Annotated in this window: 16 protein-coding genes and 1 pseudogene; 4 read left to right on the top strand and 13 right to left on the bottom strand. The window is 59.5% G+C overall.

The features are described from left to right. Positions 1–18: 18 nt before the first annotated feature. Positions 19–318, top strand: a complete 300-nt coding sequence (locus BXU06_RS17455) for a hypothetical protein (RefSeq protein ID WP_150125187.1) — start codon at positions 19–21, stop codon at positions 316–318. An 83-nt stretch (positions 319–401) separates the two neighbouring features. Here BXU06_RS17455 and BXU06_RS11765 read toward each other — a convergent pair. From BXU06_RS11765 to BXU06_RS11795, 7 genes and pseudogenes are all read right to left on the bottom strand, one after another. After that, a pseudogene (locus BXU06_RS11765) lies at positions 402–2,167 on the bottom strand (ABC transporter ATP-binding protein). Beyond that, positions 2,164–3,936 carry an ABC transporter ATP-binding protein gene (locus tag BXU06_RS11770; protein ID WP_077299752.1) on the bottom strand — a complete coding sequence of 591 codons (1,773 nt, stop codon included), beginning with the start codon at positions 3,934–3,936 and terminating at the stop codon, positions 2,164–2,166. Before BXU06_RS11770 ends, BXU06_RS11765 begins: the two are co-directional and overlap by 4 nt. Before the next feature lie 228 nt (positions 3,937–4,164). Next, on the bottom strand, positions 4,165–6,378 hold the full coding sequence (locus BXU06_RS11775) for a TonB-dependent receptor (RefSeq protein ID WP_077299754.1): 2,214 nt from the start codon (positions 6,376–6,378) through the stop codon (positions 4,165–4,167). A gap of 107 nt (positions 6,379–6,485) precedes the next feature. Beyond that, complete coding sequence (locus BXU06_RS11780) at positions 6,486–9,551, bottom strand: efflux RND transporter permease subunit (protein WP_077299756.1); 3,066 nt, start codon at positions 9,549–9,551, stop codon at positions 6,486–6,488. Further along, positions 9,548–10,633 (bottom strand): efflux RND transporter periplasmic adaptor subunit, encoded by a 1,086-nt coding sequence (locus BXU06_RS11785; protein ID WP_171982211.1) that lies wholly within the window; start codon positions 10,631–10,633, stop codon positions 9,548–9,550. The genes BXU06_RS11780 and BXU06_RS11785 overlap by 4 nt, the downstream gene beginning before the upstream one ends. Positions 10,634–10,697: 64 nt before the next feature. After that, positions 10,698–12,752: a TonB-dependent receptor gene (locus BXU06_RS11790; RefSeq protein WP_216352467.1), complete on the bottom strand. Its 2,055-nt coding sequence runs from the start codon at positions 12,750–12,752 to the stop codon at positions 10,698–10,700. A gap of 419 nt (positions 12,753–13,171) precedes the next feature. Then, complete coding sequence (locus BXU06_RS11795) at positions 13,172–14,011, bottom strand: AraC family transcriptional regulator (RefSeq protein ID WP_077299760.1); 840 nt, start codon at positions 14,009–14,011, stop codon at positions 13,172–13,174. Between the two features lie 432 nt (positions 14,012–14,443). Here BXU06_RS11795 and cobT point away from each other — a divergent pair, with 432 nt between their 5' ends. The 3 genes from cobT to cobS are packed head-to-tail and all read left to right on the top strand — an operon-like array spanning position 14,444 to position 16,838. Beyond that, positions 14,444–15,472 (top strand): nicotinate-nucleotide--dimethylbenzimidazole phosphoribosyltransferase, encoded by a 1,029-nt coding sequence (gene cobT, locus BXU06_RS11800; RefSeq protein ID WP_077299762.1) that lies wholly within the window; start codon positions 14,444–14,446, stop codon positions 15,470–15,472. After that, on the top strand, positions 15,469–16,068 hold the full coding sequence (locus BXU06_RS11805) for a histidine phosphatase family protein (RefSeq protein WP_077299764.1): 600 nt from the start codon (positions 15,469–15,471) through the stop codon (positions 16,066–16,068). The genes cobT and BXU06_RS11805 overlap by 4 nt, the downstream gene beginning before the upstream one ends. Then, positions 16,068–16,838, top strand: coding sequence for an adenosylcobinamide-GDP ribazoletransferase (gene cobS, locus BXU06_RS11810; RefSeq protein WP_077299766.1), 771 nt, complete (start codon positions 16,068–16,070; stop codon positions 16,836–16,838). Before BXU06_RS11805 ends, cobS begins: the two co-directional genes overlap by 1 nt. Positions 16,839–16,851: 13 nt before the next feature. On the opposite strand, the gene BXU06_RS11815 is transcribed toward cobS, so the two are convergent. The 6 genes from BXU06_RS11815 to BXU06_RS11840 all read right to left on the bottom strand — a co-directional run bounded on the left by BXU06_RS11815 (position 16,852) and on the right by BXU06_RS11840 (position 23,165). Further along, the gene (locus BXU06_RS11815; protein ID WP_077299768.1) at positions 16,852–17,451 is read right to left on the bottom strand and encodes a type II secretion system protein; all 600 of its coding nucleotides are present in this window, start codon (positions 17,449–17,451) and stop codon (positions 16,852–16,854) included. A 37-nt stretch (positions 17,452–17,488) separates the two neighbouring features. After that, on the bottom strand, positions 17,489–18,265 hold the full coding sequence (locus BXU06_RS11820; protein WP_077299769.1) for a type II secretion system protein: 777 nt from the start codon (positions 18,263–18,265) through the stop codon (positions 17,489–17,491). Next, entirely contained in the window at positions 18,234–19,538 is a 1,305-nt protein-coding gene (locus BXU06_RS11825) for a hypothetical protein (protein WP_077299771.1), read from the bottom strand. Before BXU06_RS11825 ends, BXU06_RS11820 begins: the two co-directional genes overlap by 32 nt. A gap of 22 nt (positions 19,539–19,560) precedes the next feature. Beyond that, entirely contained in the window at positions 19,561–20,520 is a 960-nt protein-coding gene (locus tag BXU06_RS11830) for a histone deacetylase family protein (RefSeq protein WP_253189455.1), read from the bottom strand. A 377-nt stretch (positions 20,521–20,897) separates the two neighbouring features. Further along, a complete protein-coding gene (gene rpoS, locus BXU06_RS11835) occupies positions 20,898–21,857 on the bottom strand; it encodes an RNA polymerase sigma factor RpoS (RefSeq protein WP_077299775.1) in 960 nt (319 codons plus the stop codon). A 51-nt stretch (positions 21,858–21,908) separates the two neighbouring features. Next, on the bottom strand, positions 21,909–23,165 hold the full coding sequence (locus tag BXU06_RS11840; RefSeq protein WP_171982213.1) for a peptidoglycan DD-metalloendopeptidase family protein: 1,257 nt from the start codon (positions 23,163–23,165) through the stop codon (positions 21,909–21,911). Between the last annotated feature and the right edge of the window lie 41 nt (positions 23,166–23,206).

The raw sequence follows: 23,206 nt of genomic DNA on the forward strand, positions 1-23,206 counted from the left end.
ACACTGCTGACTCTGCTCATGCAATGTAAAAAGATCTGCACAGCATTGGGAAAATGCCAGGTGCAAATCCTCTGCTTCCTGTTCAATCACAGCCGGTGTGCGTGGTCCCCGGTACTGCCATTGCACCTGACCCTGATGATCCAGGCGGATATCCCAGCAAAATTTGTCCACCTGGCCAATCAGCTGCTCAAAACTGGCGCGCAAGCGGGACAGGTCCGGCAGCCCGATAAAACGGTAACCCAGAACGCACAAAATGCCACAGCGGTGCATCATGCCTTCCAGATGAATCTGGCCAATCGATGGCGTGGGCAACAATGACATGGATAGATTCCTTGATGAACTGATTTTTTAAAGAAGGACAAGACACCCACTGCGCCGCCAATCCGGTGCAGTAGGCAGCATTATTCAATCGGTGCCTGACTATGCTGGGCATGCCAGAGCCGTTGATACAGCGGGCAGTTGCTCAGCAGCGCCAAGTGGGTGCCTTGGCCAACAATTCGTCCCTGATCCAGCACCAGAATTTGGTCAGCATGGGTGATCGTACTCAGGCGATGGGCAATCATGACCACCGTCCGGCCCTGCACCAGCCGGGACAGCGCCAGCTGGATTTCTGCCTGTGAGATCGGATCAACCGAAGCGGTCGCCTCGTCCAGCAACAGCACTGGCGCGTCTTTCAGCAAGGTGCGCGCAATTGACAGGCGCTGGCGCTCTCCACCCGAGAGGCGCATGCCGCCTTCACCAATCTGAGTCTCGTATCCGGCAGGCAGCCGGCAGATAAAGTCATCGCACCAGGCATCCCGACAAGCTTGCTGCACAGCTTCGTCACTGACCGGGGCCGTGCTCAGCGCAATATTGTCGCGAATGCTGCCTTGATGCAGCTGCACTTGCTGAAAAACCATGCTTAGAGATTGGTAGAGCTGATCACTGCCCAGCGCACGCAGATCTACCCCCCCAGCAGCACCTTGCCTTGGCTGGGGTCATAAAATCGCGCCAGCAGATTGAGCACGCTAGTTTTGCCTGAGCCGGACGGCCCAACCAACGCAGTCAGTGTGCCTTGTGGCACGGTAAACGAAATATCGTGCAGCACCCTTTCCTGCTCATAAGCCAGACTGACCTGCTCGAAGCGGATGTCCAGCCCCTTCGGCGTCTGTGACTGCTCAGGCTCGGGCATTTCCGGCACAGTCAGCAGATTTTCCAGACGCTGCTCGCACTGGGCGGCGTAGCGCAGCACTGTCAGGGTTTCTGCCACTTCGAGCAACGGCTGGAGCAGCTTGTGCGCCAGCAGTAGAAACAGCAGCCAGTGCGGTGCCGGACTGCTGTCTGGCTGAGCATTGAGCCAGGCCATGCCAAGCAGCAGGCCGGGCAAGCCGGCCTCCAGCACCAGCCGATACGCCATGACTGATCCACCACCCCAGGCCTCCACCCCTAGACTGAGGGTGCGGATCCGCTCGAATTGCTGGGTTAGCCGGGTCAGCCACTGGGCGGTGCGGTCAAACAGCCGCAGAGTACGCAGCCCCAGGACAAATTCAATCAGCAAGCCCGAAACATAGGCTTGGGCACGCTGTTTTTCCTGGCCGCTGCGCATAAAAAACCGCTTGCTGAACTGCAGCAGGCCCCAGGCGGGCAGTAGCGCGCAGCTCAACGCAAGCGTCAAGGGCAGATCCACCCCGGCCAGCACCAGCCAGATCAGGCTGACCGCCAGCAGGGCTGAAGCGATATCGGGAATCAGGTGGGTAAAAATGGCCTCAACTTTCTTGACATCGTCGGTGAGCTGCTCGGCCAGCTCACCGCCACGCTGCTGCTGCAGTACGCCAATCGGCAGACGATGAACATGGTTGAGCAAACGCCGGCGATAGCCCGCCATGATCTGGTAACCAGCCAGAAAGGTCAGCCGCTGCCCCCAGTAACCGCACAGCCATTGCAACAGCACGCCTGACAGCAACACCCCCAGGGCCAGTTGCCAGTGAGGCACCCAATCCAGTAATGGTTGCGCCTCCACGGCACCAGGCCAGCGCCCGACCAGCCATACATAGCACAGCAAAAAAGGCACACACTCCAGCAGACGCTCGGCGGTGCGCAGGACAATGCCAAGGTACAGGTTGGGCGTGGCTTGCTGGCTGCGGACAATCACCCGCTCTGCCAGCTGAAGAATATGGCTTGCACTCATGCAGCCCCCTCTGAGGCGGGAGCCCCCAGACGCCAGCGCTGGCTGGTCGTTGTATGCGCCCACAGTTGTTGGTAAAAATGATTACGTGCCAGCAAGGCAGCATGCACACCGCGATCGACAATCCGCCCGTTTTCCATGACCAGTATCTGGTCAGCCCATTCGACACCGTAGGCGCGGTGGGTGATCACCAACACGGTTTTTTCCGGATAATGCTGACGCAATGCCTGATAAAAGGCTTTTTGTGTCATGTTGTCGGCAAACGAAGTGGCTTCGTCCAGCACCAGTATCGGAGTGGCGGCCAGCAACACGCGGGCCACGGCCAGGCGTTGCCGCTCGCCGCCAGACAAGCGCACGCCATGTTCATGCAAACGGGTTTGATAGCCTTGAGGGAGACTCTCCAGCAACGCCTCCGCCTGAGCCACCTTCACCGCCAACGCCACGTCAGCATCGCTGGCCATCGGGTTGCCCAGCCGCAGGTTGTCGATCAGGGTACCCTGAAACAGGAATGGTTCTTGGGTAGCCAGCCCGATCAAGCGGGTGCGCTGGGCCTCACCGATGTCAGCCAGCACCCTTGCGCCCAGCCGGATATTGCCGCTGTCAGGCTGTAACAGCCCAGCCAGCAATTGCGCCGTGGCCGACTTGCCTGCACCTGATGGCCCAAGCAGCACAGTCAGGCTGGCAGGAGGCAGTTCAAAACTGACATCATCCAGCACAGGCGCGCGCGGATAGGCAAAAGACACTTGGTCAAACTGGATCGAAGGCATCAGCAGCAACGCATCATCATCGGCATGCTGGGGATGCTGTGGTGCGTGCAGCACGGGCAACAAGCCGCGCACGCCAGCCAGCACTTCACGCAATTCGGAATTCAGATGGTTGATCTTGAACAGTGGCCGAAGCATGCCAGCCCCAAGCATGATGGTCAGCATCAGGGCAGACAGCGACACCTGCCCTTGGGCATGCCAATACAAGCCCAGCGGCAGAACACACAGCAAGTTGGCATTGAGCAAAGCGGCAAAACACGACCAAGCAGTGATCATGCGCGGGGTCATCTGACGAATCAGCTTGTAGTAGGCGTCCAGTTGCTCGTTCAGCCACTGAAAGCGGCTGGCATCTAGGCGAAACACCTTCATGACCGACATATTGCGCACATATTCAATTGTAGCCGCGTCCAAACCTGCCAGCCGGGAGACATATTGCGCATAGCTCTTGCCGGTATTGCGCATCAGCATGCCTGATGCCAGCAAGGCCAACGGTGCAGACGCCAGCGCAGCCAGCGCCAGCCGCCAATCCAACCATAGCAAAAACGCCAGCACGCATCCTGGCCCAAACACGGCAGCAATGCCTTCCACCGTGTGGTGAGCCACAAATGATTCGATTCGCTCCACATCCTGCAACACGGCTTGTTTGAGCTGGCCAGAGTGCTGCTGTTGTAGCCAGGGCAGACTGGCCCAGGCCAGACGTTGGAGCAGACGCTGGCGCGCATGCGCCAGAATGGCATACGCTGCATGATGGCTGAGAAAATATGCCAGAGAATAACCCCCATACTTGAGCAGCATGGCCAGCGCCAGGCAAGCGCACTGAGTAAGCAGCCACTGGGTCGACAGCGCAGATGGTGACAGCAAGACATCCATCACCTGAAAAAAAACCCAGTAAGGAACCAGTTCAGCCATCACTCCCAGCAGGGTAAACACCATGGCACCCAGCAATCGCCAACGTTGCGTGCCCAGCAGATACAGCAAGAAACGCCATTCAGCAGAAAGATATGGCATGGTTCAGAAATCCTTATGTCAAACACGGGCAGACGGCACGATGAGGATGTGAGTAGCACGTGAAAAAACGGGATGGCGGTTGGCCATCCCGGTCAATGGGACACACTCGGAGCAACTCATCGGCAGGTCGGTACGCAGCCTCCAAGGTGGCTAGGGCTGCCGAAATCGACCGAGCATTCCGACTGCCTATGGATAGCGCATCTAGCCTGCATAGTGGTGAAGGCAGAGTCAAAAGGCCATGTTCATGCCGATGCCCACGGCGCGACCACGGCCTGGAGAACCAATCTGCGCACCTGACCCATCTGGCATGTATGGCGCAATGTAATAGCCATACAAGTCGTAGCGTTTGTCCAGCAGGTTGTCGGCCCAGAGGTAAAACTCGGTATTGCCGCTTTGCAGACCCACGCGCAGATCCAGTTTGCTGTAAGCCCCCAGACTAAAAGTATTTTGCGGATCCGCTGGTCGTGATCCAACAAAGCGATTGCTCAGCTTGGTATGCAACACCGGCGACTTCAGTAACGGCAAACCCGGCAGCGCCTGCTCATGGCTGATCGACAGCACGCCGCTCCATTTGGGCACTTCCGGCACCCGGTTATCTTTTGCCACATTGCCCATCCTGCCCGCTGCACCATTGCTGATGCGGGCATCGGTGTAGGCTACGCCTGCAGACAGGCTCCAGCCTTTGACTGGCTTCCACACCCCTTCCAATTCAAGCCCCCGGCTGTTGGTGTCGTAATTTTCAGTATTGGCAGCAAAGGTAGCGACGTCATACGCCAGCAGGTGATCGTCTTTGACCTTGTTGAAAAACAGCGCTCCATTGAGCGCCAGCCGCCGGTCGGCTGACTCAAACTTGAAACCAGTTTCATAACTGTCTACCGTGGCGGCCTTGTATGGCAGGTCGGCAAGCCCATTGGTGTAGTTGGTGCCTTCGTCATTGAAGCCACCGGTCTTGTAGCCACGAGCGTATACACCGTACAGATTGACTTGAGGGGTCAGCGCATAGCTCAACGCCAGGCGTCCCGTCAGATAGCTGTCGGATAGCGACTGGCTGTCTCGAGCGGTGCGAATCGGGTTGGGATTATCGGGCTTGGCGGTCCAATTGGCGTCGGTGCTTTTCTTTTCCCAGGTGTAGCGCAGGCCGCTGGTCAGTTTGAATGCACTCCCCAGAGGCACCGTCATTTCGCCAAATACCGCCTGCGTGTCGGTTTCAAACTGGCGTGTGCTGTCAGCATGGTAGGGATTAGCGGGGTAGAATGTATCGTAGGATTGATAGCGTTCCATGGATCGGTCATTATGGAACAGATTCACCCCTGCTACCCAGAACACCTTCTCGCCCGGTTTCGAACCCAAACGAATTTCCTGGTTATACAGTTTTTCCTTGCCTCTAATCGACCAACTGCCATCCGGGAGAAAACCAACCAGTTGCTGATAGGTACGCCCTTCGTAAATAGCATCAGTATAGCGATGGTCCGTATCCGCAAAACCAGATAACGCCGTCAGCGTGAAAGCATCAAACTCATGGCTCAGTTCTGCGGTGTAACGCGCGACCTGACGGCGGTTACTCATGGCTCCGGGCGGGATGCTGATTTGCGCGGGCTCGCCATAAGGGCGCAGTGTGTACACATTGTCGCGATTATGAATGGTTTCTTCGCCCGCGCTGAGCAGCAGTTGCGTGCGTGCACTTGGCTGCCAGCGCAAAGCACCGCGCATCGCTACTTCGCGCAACTTATTCAACGGTTTGCCATTTTGTGCATTAGTCAGCACATTGTCGATGCCGGACTGGCGCAAGGCCAGCCGTGCGCTGAGCGTATCAGTCAACGGCCCGCTGATGACGCCTTCCACCAGATGCTGATGATCCTGACCCAGCTCGGCGCGCACATAGCCTTCCAGCCAGTCAGTAGGCTTGCGCGTGACAATATTCACCGCACCCGCTTCGGAGTTACGGCCAAACAACGTTCCCTGAGGCCCTTTGAGCACTTCAACCCGTTCAGCATCCAACACATTGAGCGAAGCATTAGAAGGCGACTGCGGCAGACCATCGACATTGATCACCACCGAACTATCGTCGCCGCTGACTTTTTGCAACGCACCCACCCCGCGCAAGCGCAGCGAAGTGTTGCTCATACCCATGTTCACCACCACATCCACCCCTGGCGTCTGGCGCAGCATGTCTTCTAGCGACAATAGACGGCGGGATTCACCTTCCTCACCGCTGACGACGCTGACACTGAACGGTACATCCTTGGCCAGTTCAGATGCCCGTCGGGCATTAACAGTCACCGCCTCCAGTGTCACTTCGTCTTTTTTGGCAGATTTGGCGGACGCGGGGTCATCAGCAAACGCGGGTAAACTCCAGGCTGCCAGCGCCATGATGACTGCACGGGCCAGTGGCAAGGGCTGGCTGCGCAGTACGCAGGATGAACGATGAAGTGAGTTGTGCATCGGGATATCCTCTCGACCTATAACTTTGATATTGAGAGTATTTCCTGTTTTTATTCCGATCACTACCCGAACCAGCCCAACGCCCCCCGAAAGCGTTTATCATTTACTCAATGACGCTGTCGCCAGCAACGCAAGCGGCTGAGAAAGACCTTCTGCATATCATCAACATAGGTAAACATGGCGGGTGCCACTAGCAGACTGAGCACGGTGGAAGTCAGCAGCCCCCCCAATACTGCGATGGACATGGGCGCACGAAAACTGGAATCGGCAGCGCCCATGCCAAGTGCAATCGGCAGCATGCCGGCCCCCATGGCCAAGGTGGTCATCACAATCGGCCTAGCACGCTTGTGGCAAGCATCCAGCAGTGCGGCCTGGCGTGACATACCGTACTCGCGTCGGGCAAGAATGGCGTATTCCACCAGCAAAATGGAGTTTTTGGTGGCAATCCCCATGAGCATCACCAGACCAATCAGCGAAGGCATGGAGAAGCTTTGCTGTCCCAGCAGCAAACCCACAAATGCGCCGCCCAGCGATAAGGGTAAGGCTACCAAAATGGTAGCAGGATGAAAAAAATCCTTGAACAACAGCACCAGCACCAGATAGATGCACACAATCCCGGTTAGCATGGCCAGGCCAAAACTGGTAAACAGCTCGACCATCACCTCGGCATCCCCTACTTCAACCATCCGCACGCCAGCCGGCAGCTGACGAACGGCAGGCAGTTGCGCAACCAGGGCTGACACATCGCCCATGGGCTGTCCGGCCAGTTCAATTTCAAAGTTGATATTGCGGATGCGATCATAGCGGCTGATCACGGCCGGGCCACTGGCCAGACTGAGGTCGGCCACCTCACTGAGGCTAACCGGGCCATGACGGCCAGGAACGCTTAGGCGGGATAGTACCGATAAATCACTGCGCGCACTGTGCTCCAGGCTCACCAGAATGGGCACCTGACGCTGAGCCAGATTCAGCTTGGCCAGCGACGTGTCATAATCCCCCAGTGTCGCCACCCGCAAGGTTTCGCCGATGGTCTGACTGCTGACGCCCAAATCGGCCGCACGGGCAAAGTCCGGACGCACGGCAATTTCCGGGCGAACCAGGCTGGCGGTTGAAGCTATATTACCTAACCCGGGGATGGTGCGCAGTTCACGCTCCACCGCCCGTGCGGCAGCCTGCAGGGAAAGAGGATCTGACCCGGTCAGTGCCAGTATGTATTTTTCTCCCGAGTTGCCCAGCCCCACCTTGCTACGTACACCAGGCAGCGTTTCCAACTGCTGGCGAATCTGTTCCTCCACCATCTGCTTGCGTGGCCGCTCAGCGCGTGGCGACAGGGAAATGGTCAGCGTGGCTTTGCGCACTTCTCCAGCACTCCCCAGCACAAAGGGATCACTGCCGACACTGCCCGCCCCGATGGTGGTGTATACCCGACGCACCTGTGGAATCTGCTGGATCAGCATCCGGGCCTGTTCAGCAGCCTGATGGGTGTGCGCCAGCGTCGCCCCTGGCGCCAGCTCCAGATATACCTGGGTTTGTGAGTGATCATCTGCCGGAATGAACGCCGTGGGCAGCAGGGGGATGAGCATCAGCGAACCAATGAAAAATCCTGTAGCACCAAGAAGAGTCAATCCGCGATGCAGGATGCACCACTGCGCCCAGCGCAGATAGCAGGCCATCCAGCGCGGTTCGGGATGAACCTGGCGCGCGCCGCGCAACACATACGCCGACATCATTGGGGTCAGCACGCGAGCCACCAACAGCGAGGCAACCACAGCCAGCGAGGCCGTCCAGCCAAATTGCTTGAAAAACTTGCCAGCAGCCCCGCTCATGAATGCAGTTGGCAGAAAGACCGCCACTAGGGTCAGTGTGGTGGCAATCACAGCCAGGCCAATTTCGTCGGCGGCTTCCCTGGCCGCCTGCATCGGCGATTTGCCCATATTCAAATGGCGAACAATGTTTTCCACCTCGACAATGGCATCATCCACCAGAACGCCCACCACCAGCGACAAGGCCAGCAAGGTGACGATATTGACGCTGAACCCCAGCCAGTACATTCCCAGAAACGCAGGAATGACTGACAGGGGTAAAGCGATCGCTGAAACGAAGGTGGCGCGCCAGTCTCGCAGAAACAGCCATACCACTACCACGGCCAGCAAGGCACCTTCATAGAGCAAATGCATGGACCCGGCATATTCCTCTTCGACAGGCCGGACAAAATTAAATGCTTCGACAATTTGCAGGCCTGCGTGGTTGGCACGCAATTCGTTCAAGGCAGCTTGTACCGCCAGTCCTACCTGCACTTCGCTTTCACCCCGACTGCGAATCACCTCGAAACCCACTACCGGCTTACCATCCAGCAGCGCCAGCGCACGAGGCTCGGCCAGGCCGTCACTAACCCTGGCGACCTGATTCAGGCGCAAGGCGCGCCCATCACTCAAGCTGATCGAGATGTCGGCCAGCGCCTGGGCGTTGGCCACGGATCCCATGGTACGTACGGGTTGCTCAGCCCCCCCCAGATTGGCTCGTCCGCCCACAGTTTCACTTTGCATGGCGCGCAATTGCCGGGAAATATCGGCGGCGCTAGCCTGCAGTCCATGCAAATGGGCAGGGTCGAGACCGACACGGATTTCACGATTCACCCCGCCTACGCGATTCACCGCACCAACCCCGCGCACAGCAAGCAGCCGTCTGGACAAGGTGGTGTCAACAAACCAGGACAACGCTTCTGCATCCATCTGGGGCGAAGACACCGTAAACGCAAAAATCGGCTGAGCAGACACATCAATCCGGCTGACAATCGGTTCACGCACATCGCCGGGTAAATCGGATTGCACGCGTGAAATGGCTGAACGCACATCATCTACAGCATTCTGTACCGGTTTTTCCATACGGAACTCCAGCATCAGCGATGCAGTGCCATCCTGCAGCGTGGTGTAAATATGCTTGATGCCAGGCACTGTAGCCACAGCATCCTCCAGCTTGCGAGCCACGTCATTTTCCAACTGGCTGGGCGTAGCCCCTGGCAGTGATGCCTGTACCGACACCATGGGCAAATCCAGGTCAGGCAAATTCTGGATTTTCATAGCGCTAAAGCCAAGTCCCCCGCCAAAGCACAGCATGATGAACAGCATGATGGCTGGCAGAGGATTTTGAATGGACCAAGCGGAAAAGTTCATGATGCCTCCCGAGCCTGGCCAGGCAGCGCAGATGGCAACACCCTGACAGTATCGCCATCATTCAAAAAGCCTGCACCGGAAGCAACCACTTGGGCATCGGCAGACAGACCGGAAAGCACTTCCACCCGATCAGACTGCCGTCGCCCGATCTGTACTTTGCGCAAGATCACCCGCTGGAGAGCCTCCAGCTCAAACACATAACTGAACGCTTCACGCATCACCACGGCTTGGTGTGGGAGTGTGAGCGCAGGCTGCTGCGCCAGAACAAAGCGCCCTTGGGCAAACATGCCAGCCCGAGCCGCCGGGTGCGTGGGAATATCCACATACACCCAGCCCTGGCGTGTACGGGGGTCAATACTGGGTGCCAACCGGCTGATAATGCCATTCAGAGTCACACCATCACCCAGTTGCACCTGCACCGGCGCAGCGAAGGGAAGTCGGGCCAGATCGCTGGCTCCCAACTCTGCACGCCACTGTAACCGCTGCTGACGCAGTAGCCGGAACAGTTCGCCCCCTACCGTAGCCACTACCCCCATGCTGGCGCTGCGAGCAGAAATTACCCCATCGTCAGGTGCGCGCACCTGAGTTCGATACAATCGCAGACGCAGGCTGTCAACCTGCGAGCTAGCTGCTGCTACTCTGGCCTTGGCCGCCTGCAATTGATATTCCAGCACAGCAATATGCTGTTCACTGATGGCACCGCTTCCTCGCATGGCCTGCGCCCGCCGGGTTTGTTCTGCGGTTTCTGCCCAGACTGCCTGCGCCTGCTCCTGCATGGCCACGGCCTGCGCCAACTCATGGCGCACAGGAATATCATCCCATGTTGCCAACACTTGGCCCGCCTTGACTCGGTCTCCCACATCAACCAGCACCTGGGTCAGGCGGAGCTGGGCCACATCCGAACTGATAATGGCCTCATGCCAGGGTACAATGTTGCCATTCGCAGCCAGTTCAACCGGCCAGTGCTGGCGTTGTGGGCGAACGACGGTTACGCTCAGCACCGGCTTGGTGTGTGTCGGCGACGCAGCGGAGGAGGCATCCCGTATCATCCAAAAAGTAGCGACGGCAATCAGGGCGGTCAACCCGCCAGCCAGGGCAGCGCGTTTCAGATTCATGCGCATTCTTTCGTATCAGACGGATTGAACATCAAAAGGCCATGTTCATGCCGATGCCCACGGCGCGACCACGGCCTGGAGAACCAATCTGCGCACCTGACCCACCTGGCATGTATGGCGCAATGTAATAGCCATACAAGTCGTAGCGTTTGTCCAGCAGGTTGTCGGCCCAGAGGTAAAACTCGGTATTGCCGCTTTGCAGACCCACGCGCAGATCCAGTTTGCTGTAAGCCCCCAGACTAAAAGTATTTTGCGGATCCGCTGGTCGTGATCCAACAAAGCGATTGCTCAGCTTGGTATGCAACACCGGCGACTTCAGTAACGGCAAACCCGGCAGCGCCTGCTCATGGCTGATCGACAGCACGCCGCTCCATTTGGGCACTTCCGGCACCCGGTTATCTTTTGCCACATTGCCCATCCTGCCCGCTGCACCATTGCTGATGCGGGCATCGGTGTAGGCTACGCCTGCAGACAGGCTCCAGCCTTTGACTGGCTTCCACACCCCTTCCAATTCAAGCCCCCGGCTGTTGGTGTCGTAATTTTCAGTATTGGCAGCAAAGGTAGCGACGTCATACGCCAGCAGGTGATCGTCTTTGACCTTGTTGAAAAACAGCGCTCCATTGAGCGCCAGCCGCCGGTCGGCTGACTCAAACTTGAAACCAGTTTCATAACTGTCTACCGTGGCGGCCTTGTATGGCAGGTCGGCAAGCCCATTGGTGTAGTTGGTGCCTTCGTCATTGAAGCCACCGGTCTTGTAGCCACGAGCGTATACACCGTACAGATTGACTTGAGGGGTCAGCGCATAGCTCAACGCCAGGCGTCCCGTCAGATAGCTGTCGGATAGCGACTGGCTGTCTCGAGCGGTGCGAATCGGGTTGGGATTATCGGGCTTGGCGGTCCAATTGGCGTCGGTGCTTTTCTTTTCCCAGGTGTAGCGCAGGCCGCTGGTCAGTTTGAATGCACTCCCCAGAGGCACCGTCATTTCGCCAAATACCGCCTGCGTGTCGGTTTCAAACTGGCGTGTGCTGTCAGCATGGTAGGGATTAGCGGGATAAAATATGTCTTTGACATCCCGGTAAGCCAAGTCTCGCTGGCTCTGGAATGCATTCACCCCCAGCACCCAAAAAATTTTACTGTGAGGTTTGGCGCTCAGGCGAACTTCCTGGTTGTAGCGTTTTTCCTTGCTGTACATGGTCCAGCTACCATCCGGGTGAAAACCGACCAACTGCTGATAGGTGCGCCCTTCGTAGATGGCGTTAAGGGCATGGTGACGGAGATGGCCATATCCCAGCAGAGCGGTCAGTGTCATGGCATCAAAGGCATGGGTCAATTCTGCGGTGTAGCGATTGACCTCCCGCCGGTTCCAGGCAGCACCGGGCGGAATGTCAATGCGCGCCGGTTCATCGTATGGCCGCAGCGTGTAGGGGGTATCCCGCTGTTTGAGCACATCCTGGCTGGCGCTGAGCAGCAATTGCGTGCGGGTGCCAGGTTGCCAGCGCAATGTGCCACGCAACGCCAGTTCGCGCGGGGTATTCAACGGCTTGCCGTTCTGTGCGTTGGTCAGCACATTGTCGATGCCGGACTGGCGCAAGGCCAGCCGTGCGCTGAGCGTATCGGTCAGCGGCCCGCTAATGACGCCTTCCACCAGATGCTGATGATCCTGACCCAGCTCGGCGCGCACATAGCCTTCTAGCCAGTCAGTAGGCTTGCGCGTGACAATATTCACTGCACCTGCCTCGGAATTTCCGCCAAACAGGGTGCCTTGCGGTCCTTTGAGCACTTCGATCTGTTCGACATCCAACACATTCAGGCCTGTATTAGATGGCGACAAAGACAAGCCATCAATATTGATCACTACCGAGCTATCGTCACCGCTGACTTTTTGCAGTGCCCCCACCCCACGCATGCGCAATGTGCCGGTAGCCATACCGCCATTGACCACCATATCCACCCCTGGTGCTTGCCGCAGCATCTCATCCAGCGACAGCAGGCGACGCGATTCGGCTTCACTGCCGCTAACCACGCTGACACTGAACGGTACGTCCTTGGCCAGTTCTGGTGCCCGCCGGGCATTGACGGTAACCACGGATAATTCTGCCGGACTGTCGTGTGGTGGATTGGCCAGAAGCGGGCTTGCCGCCCGAGCGTCGGTGCCCCAATTAAACAAGGCCAGCATCACGGCCAGTACTTCGGGACGGAGCAAGCAACGATAAGCCGCATGAGGCGGATTTCCGAAAAGACCTGCCATGGTAGCACCCTCGACATTTTCAATGTTTACTGAGGGTGAGAGTATTTATTATTTATGTCTGATCAGGCTACCCCAGAGCGCAGTTGCGCTGCCCGAAACCGCTGAAAATCGATGTATAGCTATGGTTGCGCCAATTTCCCTCAGAAAAATTATTTTTACCAAAGACAAATTCATTAAAACAAAAATCCTAGACCCCCACCTTAGCGGCAATAACGATTTTTCAGTACACCCTAAATACACCCAGTAACCGCCAACCCTCAAAGATGGCAGAACTGCCATTCTTTACGAATTTCACTAGGCAGAATACCAAATTGCTTGCGAAATGCAGCGCTAAAATGACTAATATTACTATAACCTAACTGCACAGCAGTCTCCGTTACGCTATGCTTAGCCAGCAAACGTCTAGCCTCCTTCATTCTTTCCTGTTGAAAATAAGCATATATACTACTTCCAAACATTTTTTTAAAGCCAAACTTTAACTTACACTGATTTAGCCCAACCTGCCCAGACAAATCAAAGATAGTAGGGGGCAAACTAAGATCACGCAACAAAAACTCTCTTGCCATTTCCAGTTGTTTACGCTCACGGGAAGATACCCCATTACTTTGATCGCACTGACTGCATGCATGTAGATGCCAATGAAGAAACTCAAGCGCAGAGGCATGTAACAATAACTTATGCTGAATATTCTCACGCATCAGCTGCACAATCTGAGTGGCTGACGCAGTGGTTTGCTGACTGGCCCGACCAGTATGAATGAAGAAGTGTGGCGTATTGATCAGATCGTCAGACGCAATGTCATCACCCACCAGCGCTGGCAGCAACTGGCGATTGACCATCACCGCCACATTGAGCAACTGGGCACATCGATCTATCCTGACCTTCTCACCAGCAGCAAAGCCAATATTGACCGCCCCAGCAGCCAGTTGCCAGTGCTGCTTGCCTACCTGAATGTCAAACTCACCTTGTAGCTGGCAATTAAAATGCAGAAACTCAGTATCACCATGAAAACTTTGTGGCTTAGTATTCAGCACAGGAGAAGAAGATGCTATTCCAACCGCCAAGCCTGGCTGCAAATCAACTGTGTGCATATCCATAAGAATACCTCATATATAGGCAGTGCCAGTGGGCAAATACAAAAAGGGCCTGGCCACCTTGCAACACCACCAAGAGCAAACAAAAAGAAAGTGAAGCCTGTGTAGACACTGCCTGGGCAGTGTGCGGAATGCCTGCAAAATGACAAAAACCAATGCAAATGATAACCAGTATCATCTTTATGGTCAATAGCCCACCTTGCACTGTACAAATGCGGTGCAATACCCATCATTCGATAAAGGCTTTATGGCTCGAACATCAAGGTATGTTATGTAAAGCCACACATCAAACAGGTGGCTGGCAGCTTGTTCTCAGCCTGCCAACGTAATTTTCCATCCTGTTTACCAACAAACCCATCATGATCGTGCTATGTTCTGGACCCTTTGTGGTCATAAGCCACACACGCATCATGAAAAATACAAGGAGTCAATTGCATGTCCCCTCTCCATCCCGCTGCCGGCCAGGCAGCCCGTGACCGTCAACAGCAATTGACTAAACCCACTGGCAGTCTGGGCCGGCTGGAAACGCTGGCCTGCTGGCTGGCCGAGCGCTGCGGCCAGGTTTGTCCGCCCCTGCCACAACCGGGCATTGCCGTGTTTGCCGCCGACCACGGCGTGGCCGCTGACGGCGTATCGGCGTTTCCCAGCGCCGTCACCGCCGAGATGGTGAAAAATTTTGTGCGCGGTGGCGCAGCCATCAATGTGCTGGCGCGCAGCCTGAATGCACCGCTGGAAGTGGTGGATGTGGGCGTGGCCTCGCCATTGCCGGCAGACCTGCCGATTGTCCACGCCCGGATTCGCCCTGGCAGCGGCAATCTGCGCGTGGAAGCGGCCATGCACGCCACCGAATGCCGGCAGGCGCTGGAAGTCGGGCGCGCCGCCGCCCGCCGGCTGCATGCCCAGGGGGCCACCCTGCTGATTGCCGGCGACATGGGCATTGGTAACACCACGGCGTCGGCCTGCCTGATTTGCGCGCTGACCGACGCCAGCCCAGAGCAAGTGGTCGGGCTGGGTACGGGCATCGACGCCGCAATGCGCACACACAAAGTGGCCGTGGTTACCCAGGCACTGGCGCGGGCACACGCCGCCGGTGCGTGCAGTGGTAGCGACTGGCTGGCGGAAGTGGGCGGGCTGGAAATTGCCGCCATGGCCGGGCTGCTGCTGGAGGCGGGCGCACTGGGTGTGCCCGCGCTGCTGGATGGCTTTATTGCCACTGCCGCCGCCCTGGCCGCCCGCGCCATCGCCCCAGACGCAGCGGACTGGTGGCTGGCCAGCCACCGCTCGCAGGAACAGGGCCACCAGCTGGCGCTGGCGGCGCTGGGGCTGGAACCGCTGATTGACCTGGGCCTGCGCCTGGGCGAAGGCTCTGGCGCGGCACTGGCCGTGCCCTTGATTCAAATGGCGGTGCGCCTGCATAACGACATGGCCACCTTTGCCGAAGCCGGTGTCTCCAACGCCGCATGACGCCCTTTACCCTCACCCTGCTGCGCCACGGCGACACCCCGCTCAGTGGCATGCTGATTGGCCGGCACAGCGACCCAGCCCCCACGCCAGCGGCAGCCGAATACCTGGCAGCTACTTTGCAGCGCCTGCACCAGCGCCGGCCAATCACCCGGCTGGCGGCCTCGCCCTTGCTGCGCTGCTGCCAACCAGCGCAGGCCTTTGCCCAGGCGCATGGCCTGGCGGTGTCGGTGGATGCCGATCTGGCCGAACTGGATTTTGGCCGCTGGGAGGGTGCTGACCCACAAACCTTGCCCGACGACTGGGCCAGCCAGTGTCAGGATGAAGCGGGTGGCCCACCCGACGGAGAACGGATTAGTACCTTTCGCCAGCGCTGCGCCCGTGCCTGGACGCGGCACAGCGCCGGGCTGGGCGAGGCAGCGGATGAGCATCTGCTGCTGCTGACCCACGGCGGGGTGATTTCCGCCCTGCTGGCCGAGCTGATGGCCATGCCCTGGCCGGTGGCCCGGCGGGTGGCGGTGGCGCGTGGGGGGCTGGTGCAATTGTCGTGTTATCCGCCACAGCCGGCCTGGTTGCTGGCGCTGGAAGGAGCGCCTTGATGCGCGAACTGATTCTGGCCGTGCAGTTTCTGACCCGGCTGCCCACCCCACAGCTACGCACATTCGACCCAGCCTGGCTGGCGGGGTGCGGGCGCTGGTTTGCCCCGGTGGGGGCACTGATTGGCAGCCTGCTGCTGGCGTTGTGGTGGCCGCTGGCCCAGCTCGACCCCTGGCTGGCGGCGATTGTCACCCTGCTGGCCTGGGTGTGGATCACTGGCGCGCTGCATCTGGACGGGCTGGCCGACCTGGCCGATGGGCTGGGCGCAGCGCACCGCGACCCGGAACGCTTTCTGGCGGTGCTGAAAGATCCGCATGTCGGCAGTTTTGGGGTTACGGCGCTGGGGCTGGCGCTGCTGGTCAAGCTGGTGGCGCTGATGCTGGCCGCCAGGCACGGCCTGAGCCCGTGGGCGCTGGTGTTGATTCCGGCCTGGGCGCGCTTTGGCGCACTATGGTGGTCGGTGAGTTTGCCGCCGCTGGCCAGTGGTGGTCAGGCAGAGCGCTTTGCCTGGCGCAGCGGCCCGTGGCTGCTGTGGCTGAGCCTGGCCATCCTGCTGGCGGCATCGCTAGCGCTGGCCCCCTGGCTGGCGCTGGCAGGCCCGGTATTGCTGTGGCTGTGGCGGCGGTTTTTAGCACGCCGGCTGGGCGGCGTGACGGGCGATTGCCTGGGCGCGGGGATTGAATGGGTGGAGTGCGCAGCCTTGCTGCTGGGCAGCCTGTGTCTGCTGCTGGGCGGGCCGCCGTGGCTGCACTACGGCGGGCTGGGCCACTGACCTGCCCTGCCAGTTACGGCAACAGCCGGATGGCCATCTTGGCTGGGCTGGCGTTGATTTGCCAGCAGTCTACCGTACTGCTGCTATAGCTGCTGGCGTCGGAACGAATCAGCCCGGTCGCCGGGTCGAGGTCGTCCATCTGCCGCTCCAGCTGGCACAGCATGCGGGCATCCACCGCCGCCGAATACAAGAACGTGTTGCTGGGCGGAAAGCGGTTGGCATCGGCAGGGTCGATGCCGTCGCCGGTTTTGATTTCCCATTCCAGGCCAATCGGGTTTTTCTTTTCCGACAGCGGCAGGATATTGCTGCTGCCCAGCAGGGTCCAGAACGACGACTGCTCGGCGGCAGTGCTCAGGGTGATGTCCTTGCCGCCCGCGCAACTGGCCACCACGGTGACGCCACTGCTGGTGCAACCATCGCCAGGATAAAAACCGTATTTCTCAAAAAAGATATTCATCCCGGCGCTGATCTTGCCGTACTGCGCCTGCACGCTCTTGACCTTGGCCCCGTCAATCAGCTCGCGTCCCTTGAAGGTCATGCCCAGCACCAGGCCGATAATCACCAGCGCAATGGCCAGTTCCACCAGGGTAAAGCCGCGTTGCGTATTCGACATCAGATCACTCCTTGTTCGCGTCTTTTTGCATCAACCATCAGGGCAACCGGCCTGCGCTCACCAGCGCGTGCAACACCAGCGGCGCGGGCAGGCTATCCTGAACATCATCACTGTCAGCGCCGGGGCGGGCGGGCAGATAAAACGGCAGTGGGCTGGCATTGCTGCCCAGCGTGCGTCCGGTACTGGCCAGGTTCAGCTGCTCCTGGCTGCTGGCCTGAGCGCTGTCCTGCTGGACGCCATCGTGATGCCAGGCACCGTGGCCATTGGCACCATGGGACACCACCAGCGCCGCCACCCGGTCCAGCTGCGCCGGATTGGCCGGAGGCGGTGTTTGCGCGCTCAGATACACATACCAGGCCGGGGCGGCCAGTTCGCTGGCACTGCTGGGCAGCGGATAGGCCAACACGGTAATGGCTTGTGAATAACGGGCGGCGACGGCATAAGTATAGCGGCGAAACCATGCATCCGTGCTGGAAACGCCCAAGGTTTTCCACGGTAAACTGCCCACTTGTCGCAGGCAGGCGCTGCCGTCGTCCGGTTCGGCCAGCCCGGCGCTGGCCAGACTGATGGGCTTGGCCGGATCCGCCGGACACGGCAAACGGCCCTGGCTCATGACAAAGCCCAGCAAGGCCTGGCGGATGCTGGCCAGCGCCTCGCGGGTGTCGCGCTGGCGCTGGTGATCCTTGAACTGCTGCAACGGCCCAATCAGGCTGGTGAGCACCATGCCCAGCACCGCCAGCGCAATGGTCATTTCCACCAGGCTGAAGCCCGCCTGAGAGCACTCACACCGGGCAGGCGCTGGGCAGGGGGGCATGGGCGTACTCGCTAATGGCGTGGTGCAGTGGCGTGGTGGCGCTGTCAGGCCGGGTAATCTTCCAGCATCGCGGGTCACCGTCAAACATCAGGTACATGGCTGGGTGGGCCGGGTCGCTGGGGTCGGGCTGGTAGCGCAGGGTGGCGGCCCAGGTGTCGAGCTCCACGCCAGCCGGGCGGTCGGGGTCGTTGAGGTTGCGGTTATACGAGCCAGCCCACCAGCTGGGCCAATGCACTGCCGCCGGGCTGGCACCAGGGTAGCAAGTATCCACCTTCACCGTGGCGTGGCCGGGCGTCACGCTGGCACACCATGGCGAGGAGATGAAGGGAAACGGGTCGGGGTCGCTGGCCGAGGGGGTGGCCATGGCCGGAGGCTGATCCAGGTAGCGGATGGGGTCGGGCAGGCCGTCCTGTTGCAGGCGGCGGGCCAGAAAATGGGTCATCCACTGACTGAGCCGGGCGCGATAGTCATCAGCGGTAAAATACAGCAGGGTGTCGTTGAAACCCGCTCGCGGACTGGCCTGGACAAAACGGTTGTCGCCATCGTCGTTGCGCCCGCTGCTGCCGCAACGGCTGTCGGCCCCGGCGGGAAAGCTCAGCCGGTCCAGATACGCATTGCGCTGAAAACTGCCGTCCCGCAGCTGGCCGGGCAAGGGCGGGCCGGCGGCAATCAGCAGCCAGGCCACCCGGTCGGACAGCACCTGGCCCTGGCCATTGCAGACAGTCAGCCAGCCGGTGTTGCGGTGCAGGGTGCGAAAGGTGATGGGCTGGCGGTAGCGGGTGCTGTGCTGCTCGCGCCGGTCCATGACATTGGCTGACACCGCGTACCACAACGCCTGACCATGGCCATCGCGCAGACGCGGGGCCAGCGCCATGGCCCTGGGGGCATCCTGGGTGAGGCTGTCGCAGGGGTTGGCAATGAAGGGCACGGACAGGGCGGCCCGGGCTTGTTCGCCCAGATCCGGCAGCCAGCCCAGCCGGCGCAGATTGGAATCGGTGGAAACCAGATGCGTCCCCTCGGTGGTGCAGCTGCTATAGCCCTGGCCTTTGCGATCCGGATAGGGCAAAGCACCGGGTTCGGCCTCTTCGCCCACGGTGCCAGCCACGACCAGTGGCGGTGCAAACGCCCAGGCCAGCAGGGCGGCCTGGGCCTGGCCCAATGCCCTGGCGTCCTGCTGGTGCCGCCAGGCGGCATTGTGCGCCGGCTGCAGCCACCAGGGCATCAGCGCCAGACTGCCCAGCAGCAGCAACGCCAGCAGCATCAGGATCACCATCCCCTGCTGGGATGGGGGTGATTCAGCCGGCGGACAACACCCGGACATGCGCCACCACACTGCGCGCCAGCGCCGACAGGTCGTAACCCCCTTCCAGCACCGACACGATGCGGCCTTCGGCGTAGGTGTGCGCCAGTCGCACCAGTTGGCGAGTCACCCATTCGTAATCAGACTCGGTGAGCCCCATTGAGCCCATTTCGTCTTCACGGTGGGCGTCAAATCCGGCTGAGATGAAGATCATCTGCGGCTGAAAGGCTTCCAGATTGGGCAGCCAGGCCATTTCCACCGCCTCGCGGAAAGCGGCGCTGCCGCTGCCGGCCTTGAGCGGGATATTGTGCATGTTTGGCCCCAGCGGCACATCGCCACAGTAGGGGTAGAACGGATGCTGGAAAATCGACACCATCATCACCCGAGGGTCGTTCTGGAAGATTTCTTCGGTGCCGTTGCCGTGGTGGACGTCAAAGTCGATGATGGCCACCCGCTCCAGGCCATGCTGCGACAGGGCGTGCGCGGCGGCGATGGCCACGTTGTTGTAAAAGCAGAAGCCCATCGACTTGGCCGACTCGGCGTGGTGGCCGGGCGGGCGAATGCTGCAAAAGGCATTGGGGGCCAGCCCTTCGCACACCATGTCCACCGCCTTGACCGCGCCGCCGGCGGCACGGCGGGCGGCGCGCAGGGTATGCACCATCATCGCGGTGTCCGGGTCTACCCGGTGGGTGCCACTATTGGGCACGCTGGCCTCCAGCGATTCCAGATAGTGCGGTGGATGCACGCGCGCCAGTTGCTGATCGGTGACTTCCGGGGCCTCGACTTCGTGCAGCTCGTCGTACAGCTGCGAAGCCATCAGCTGGTCACGGATGGCAACCAGACGTTCGGGACACTCCGGGTGACCTTCGCCCACATTATGCAGCAGGCAATCCTGATGGGTGATGAAGGCGGTCAGACCGGAACTGGGGAGTTGTTTTTTAATCCATGTCAACAATTGACTGCTTCCTGAGTATTTCGTCCATTGTAGAAAAGGGCTGGGTGTTTCCCCGCGTATGCCCTGACCCGCCTGGCGCGTGGCGACGCAGGCGGGAGACAACGTCATTACCAGATGAACGGTACGCGTTGTTCTTGATCATCACCTTGATCCAGCGCAGAAATTTTGCCTGTTCACACGAGGCCAGCGCAGGAGCGTTATGATTTTAGAATGGATAAAAGTGTGCGCTGAATAGGCAAAAAATGCAATCGTCTGTGGGCCTTATCTGCAGGCTTGGCACTATTGCAGTGCAACATGATTGCGCCCCATCCGGCCTGGCCGGATGGGGCGCAATCAGCATGACCTCCCCGCGACACCAAGCGGGGCAGGCCAGGGGGCTACAACAGCATGTCTTTGGAGACACCCTGGCGGCGCAGCAGCCGGCGCAGGGTTTCCAGGCCTTCGATCTGGATTTGCCGCACCCGCTCGCGGGTCAGGCTCATGCTGGCAGCCAGCTCTTCCAGCGTGCAGATTTCATGGCCATTCAGCCCGTAGCGGCGTTCGATCACCGTGCGTTGTTTTTCATTCAGCTGCTTGAGCCAGTCACGCACGTAACGTTCGATTTCGGCGTTTTGCAACAGGGTGTCGGGCTCTTCCTGCTGCTCGTCGGGAATCGATTCGCCGATGGTCAGCATCGGGTCGATGTCCAGCGGCGCGTCCAGCGAGGCCATGCGTTCGTTCAGGTTGAGAATGCGGCGCACCTCGTCCACCGGCTTGTCTACCAGATGCGCCACTTCCTCCAGCGAGGGCTCGCGTCCGGCCTGCATTTCCAGATGACGCTGGGCGCGCAGGCAGACATTCAGCTCCTTGATCACATGCACCGGCAGGCGAATGGTGCGCGACTGGTTCATGATTGCCCGCTCAATGCTCTGCCGGATCCACCAGGTGGCGTAGGTGGAAAAACGGAAACCGCGCTCAGGGTCAAATTTTTCCAGCGCGTGCATCAGGCCGATATTGCCCTCTTCAATCAGGTCCAGCAGCGCCAGGCCACGGTTGATGTAGTGTTTGGCAATATTCACCACCAGACGCAGATTGTGCTCAATCATGCGCTGGCGGGCGGCAAAGTCGCCCTGCACCACCCGGCGGCACAGGGCTTTTTCTTCTTCGGCGCTGAGCAGGGCGTTATGCCCGATGTCATTCAGATAAATCTGGGTCACATCGGCCAGTTCATCCATGCCGCTGAAAGGCGACTCACGGGTGTCCTCGCTGGCTTCAGCGGCTGCCGGCTCGTCGTCCAGCGACGGCTCCAGGGTGTCTGACAGATCTTCTTCGTGCAGGCTGTCGATGCTGTGGCTCATAGTGTGTCCCCTTGATCCCCCTCGCTGTCCGACACGACGTGGCCGACAGACTCAGGGGGCATTGCCGAGATATTTTTGCGGATCAACCGGCTTGCCAAACCGCCGGATCTCGAAGTGCAGCTTGACCTGGTCGGCGTCGGAGTTGCCCATTTCCGCAATTTTCTGCCCTTTATTGACTACCTGGCCTTCCTTGACCAGCAACTGGTTGTTGTGCGCATAGGCAGTCAGGAAGGTCTTGTTGTGCTTGATGATGATCAGCTTGCCATAGCCGCGCAAACCGGAGCCGCTGTACACCACCTTGCCCTTGGCGGCAGCAGACACCGGCTGACCGGTTTTGCCGCCAATATCCAGGCCTTTGTTACTATCGGTAAACCGGGCAATTACCTTACCCTGCGTCGGCCAGCTCCAGCTGGAAACTTCTTCGTCACCAGTGAAACTACCCGGCGGCGGCTCCATCGGGGCCGGGGCCTCCTTGGCGGCAGGCTTGCCAGCATCCTTCACCGGTTTGCTGGCGCTATCGGTTTTGCTCTTGCTGTCTGTCTTGCTGACGGGCTTGTCTGCCGGTTTTTCAGCTTTTTCAGCCACTTTGCTGGCCGGTTTCTCCACGGCCTTGTCGACAGGTTTGTCGGCTTTGGCCAGTTTTTCGGTTTTTTCGCTGCTCTCCACTGGCGGGGTCGCCTCGGCCAGCGGGCCAACCTTGCGCACTGCCTCAGCCGAGTATGGCAGCTTGACCGCCTTGGGCGACTGCCGGGTACTGCTGTCGGCCACGGGTGGCGTCACTGCCGGCTTGTCTGCCTGGCGCTCAATCACCGGGGCGCTCACTGGCGCAGGCCGGGGCGGCGGAACCGGTTCTGCCGGCGGGGTCAGACGCAACACCTGATCCACCTTGATGACCCCAGGGTCGTCCAGTTGGTTCCAGGCGGCCACTTCACGGTAGTCCTGGCCAAAATTCAATGCAATGCTGTACAGCGTATCACCCGCCTTGACCTTGTAGCTGTCCGGACGGTCGTCGTCCGGATCGCGCGTCGGCGCTGGGCTGCTACTGATAACCGGCACCGGGCTGCGCATCGGTGCGCTGGCCACCGGTGCAGTCATCGGGTAGGCCGGGATATTGGTGCTGCTGGACACGCTGCTGACCTTGATCGGCGTCTTGGCCCGATACGGAATCACCTCGCTTTGCGGCGCAGGCTCCAGTACCCGCACTGGCGCGCTGGCCGGTGGCACATACGGGCTTGGGCTGGCCGGGTAGCTCGAGGCCGTGCGGGACGGCGACGCCCCCTGAACCACCGGAGCCGGGCTTTGTGACAAGGAGCTGCATCCCGTCAGGGTCAATCCCAGGGCGACAAGAT

The organism is Aquaspirillum sp. LM1 (assembly GCF_002002905.1).
GTDB lineage: Bacteria > Pseudomonadota > Gammaproteobacteria > Burkholderiales > Aquaspirillaceae > Rivihabitans.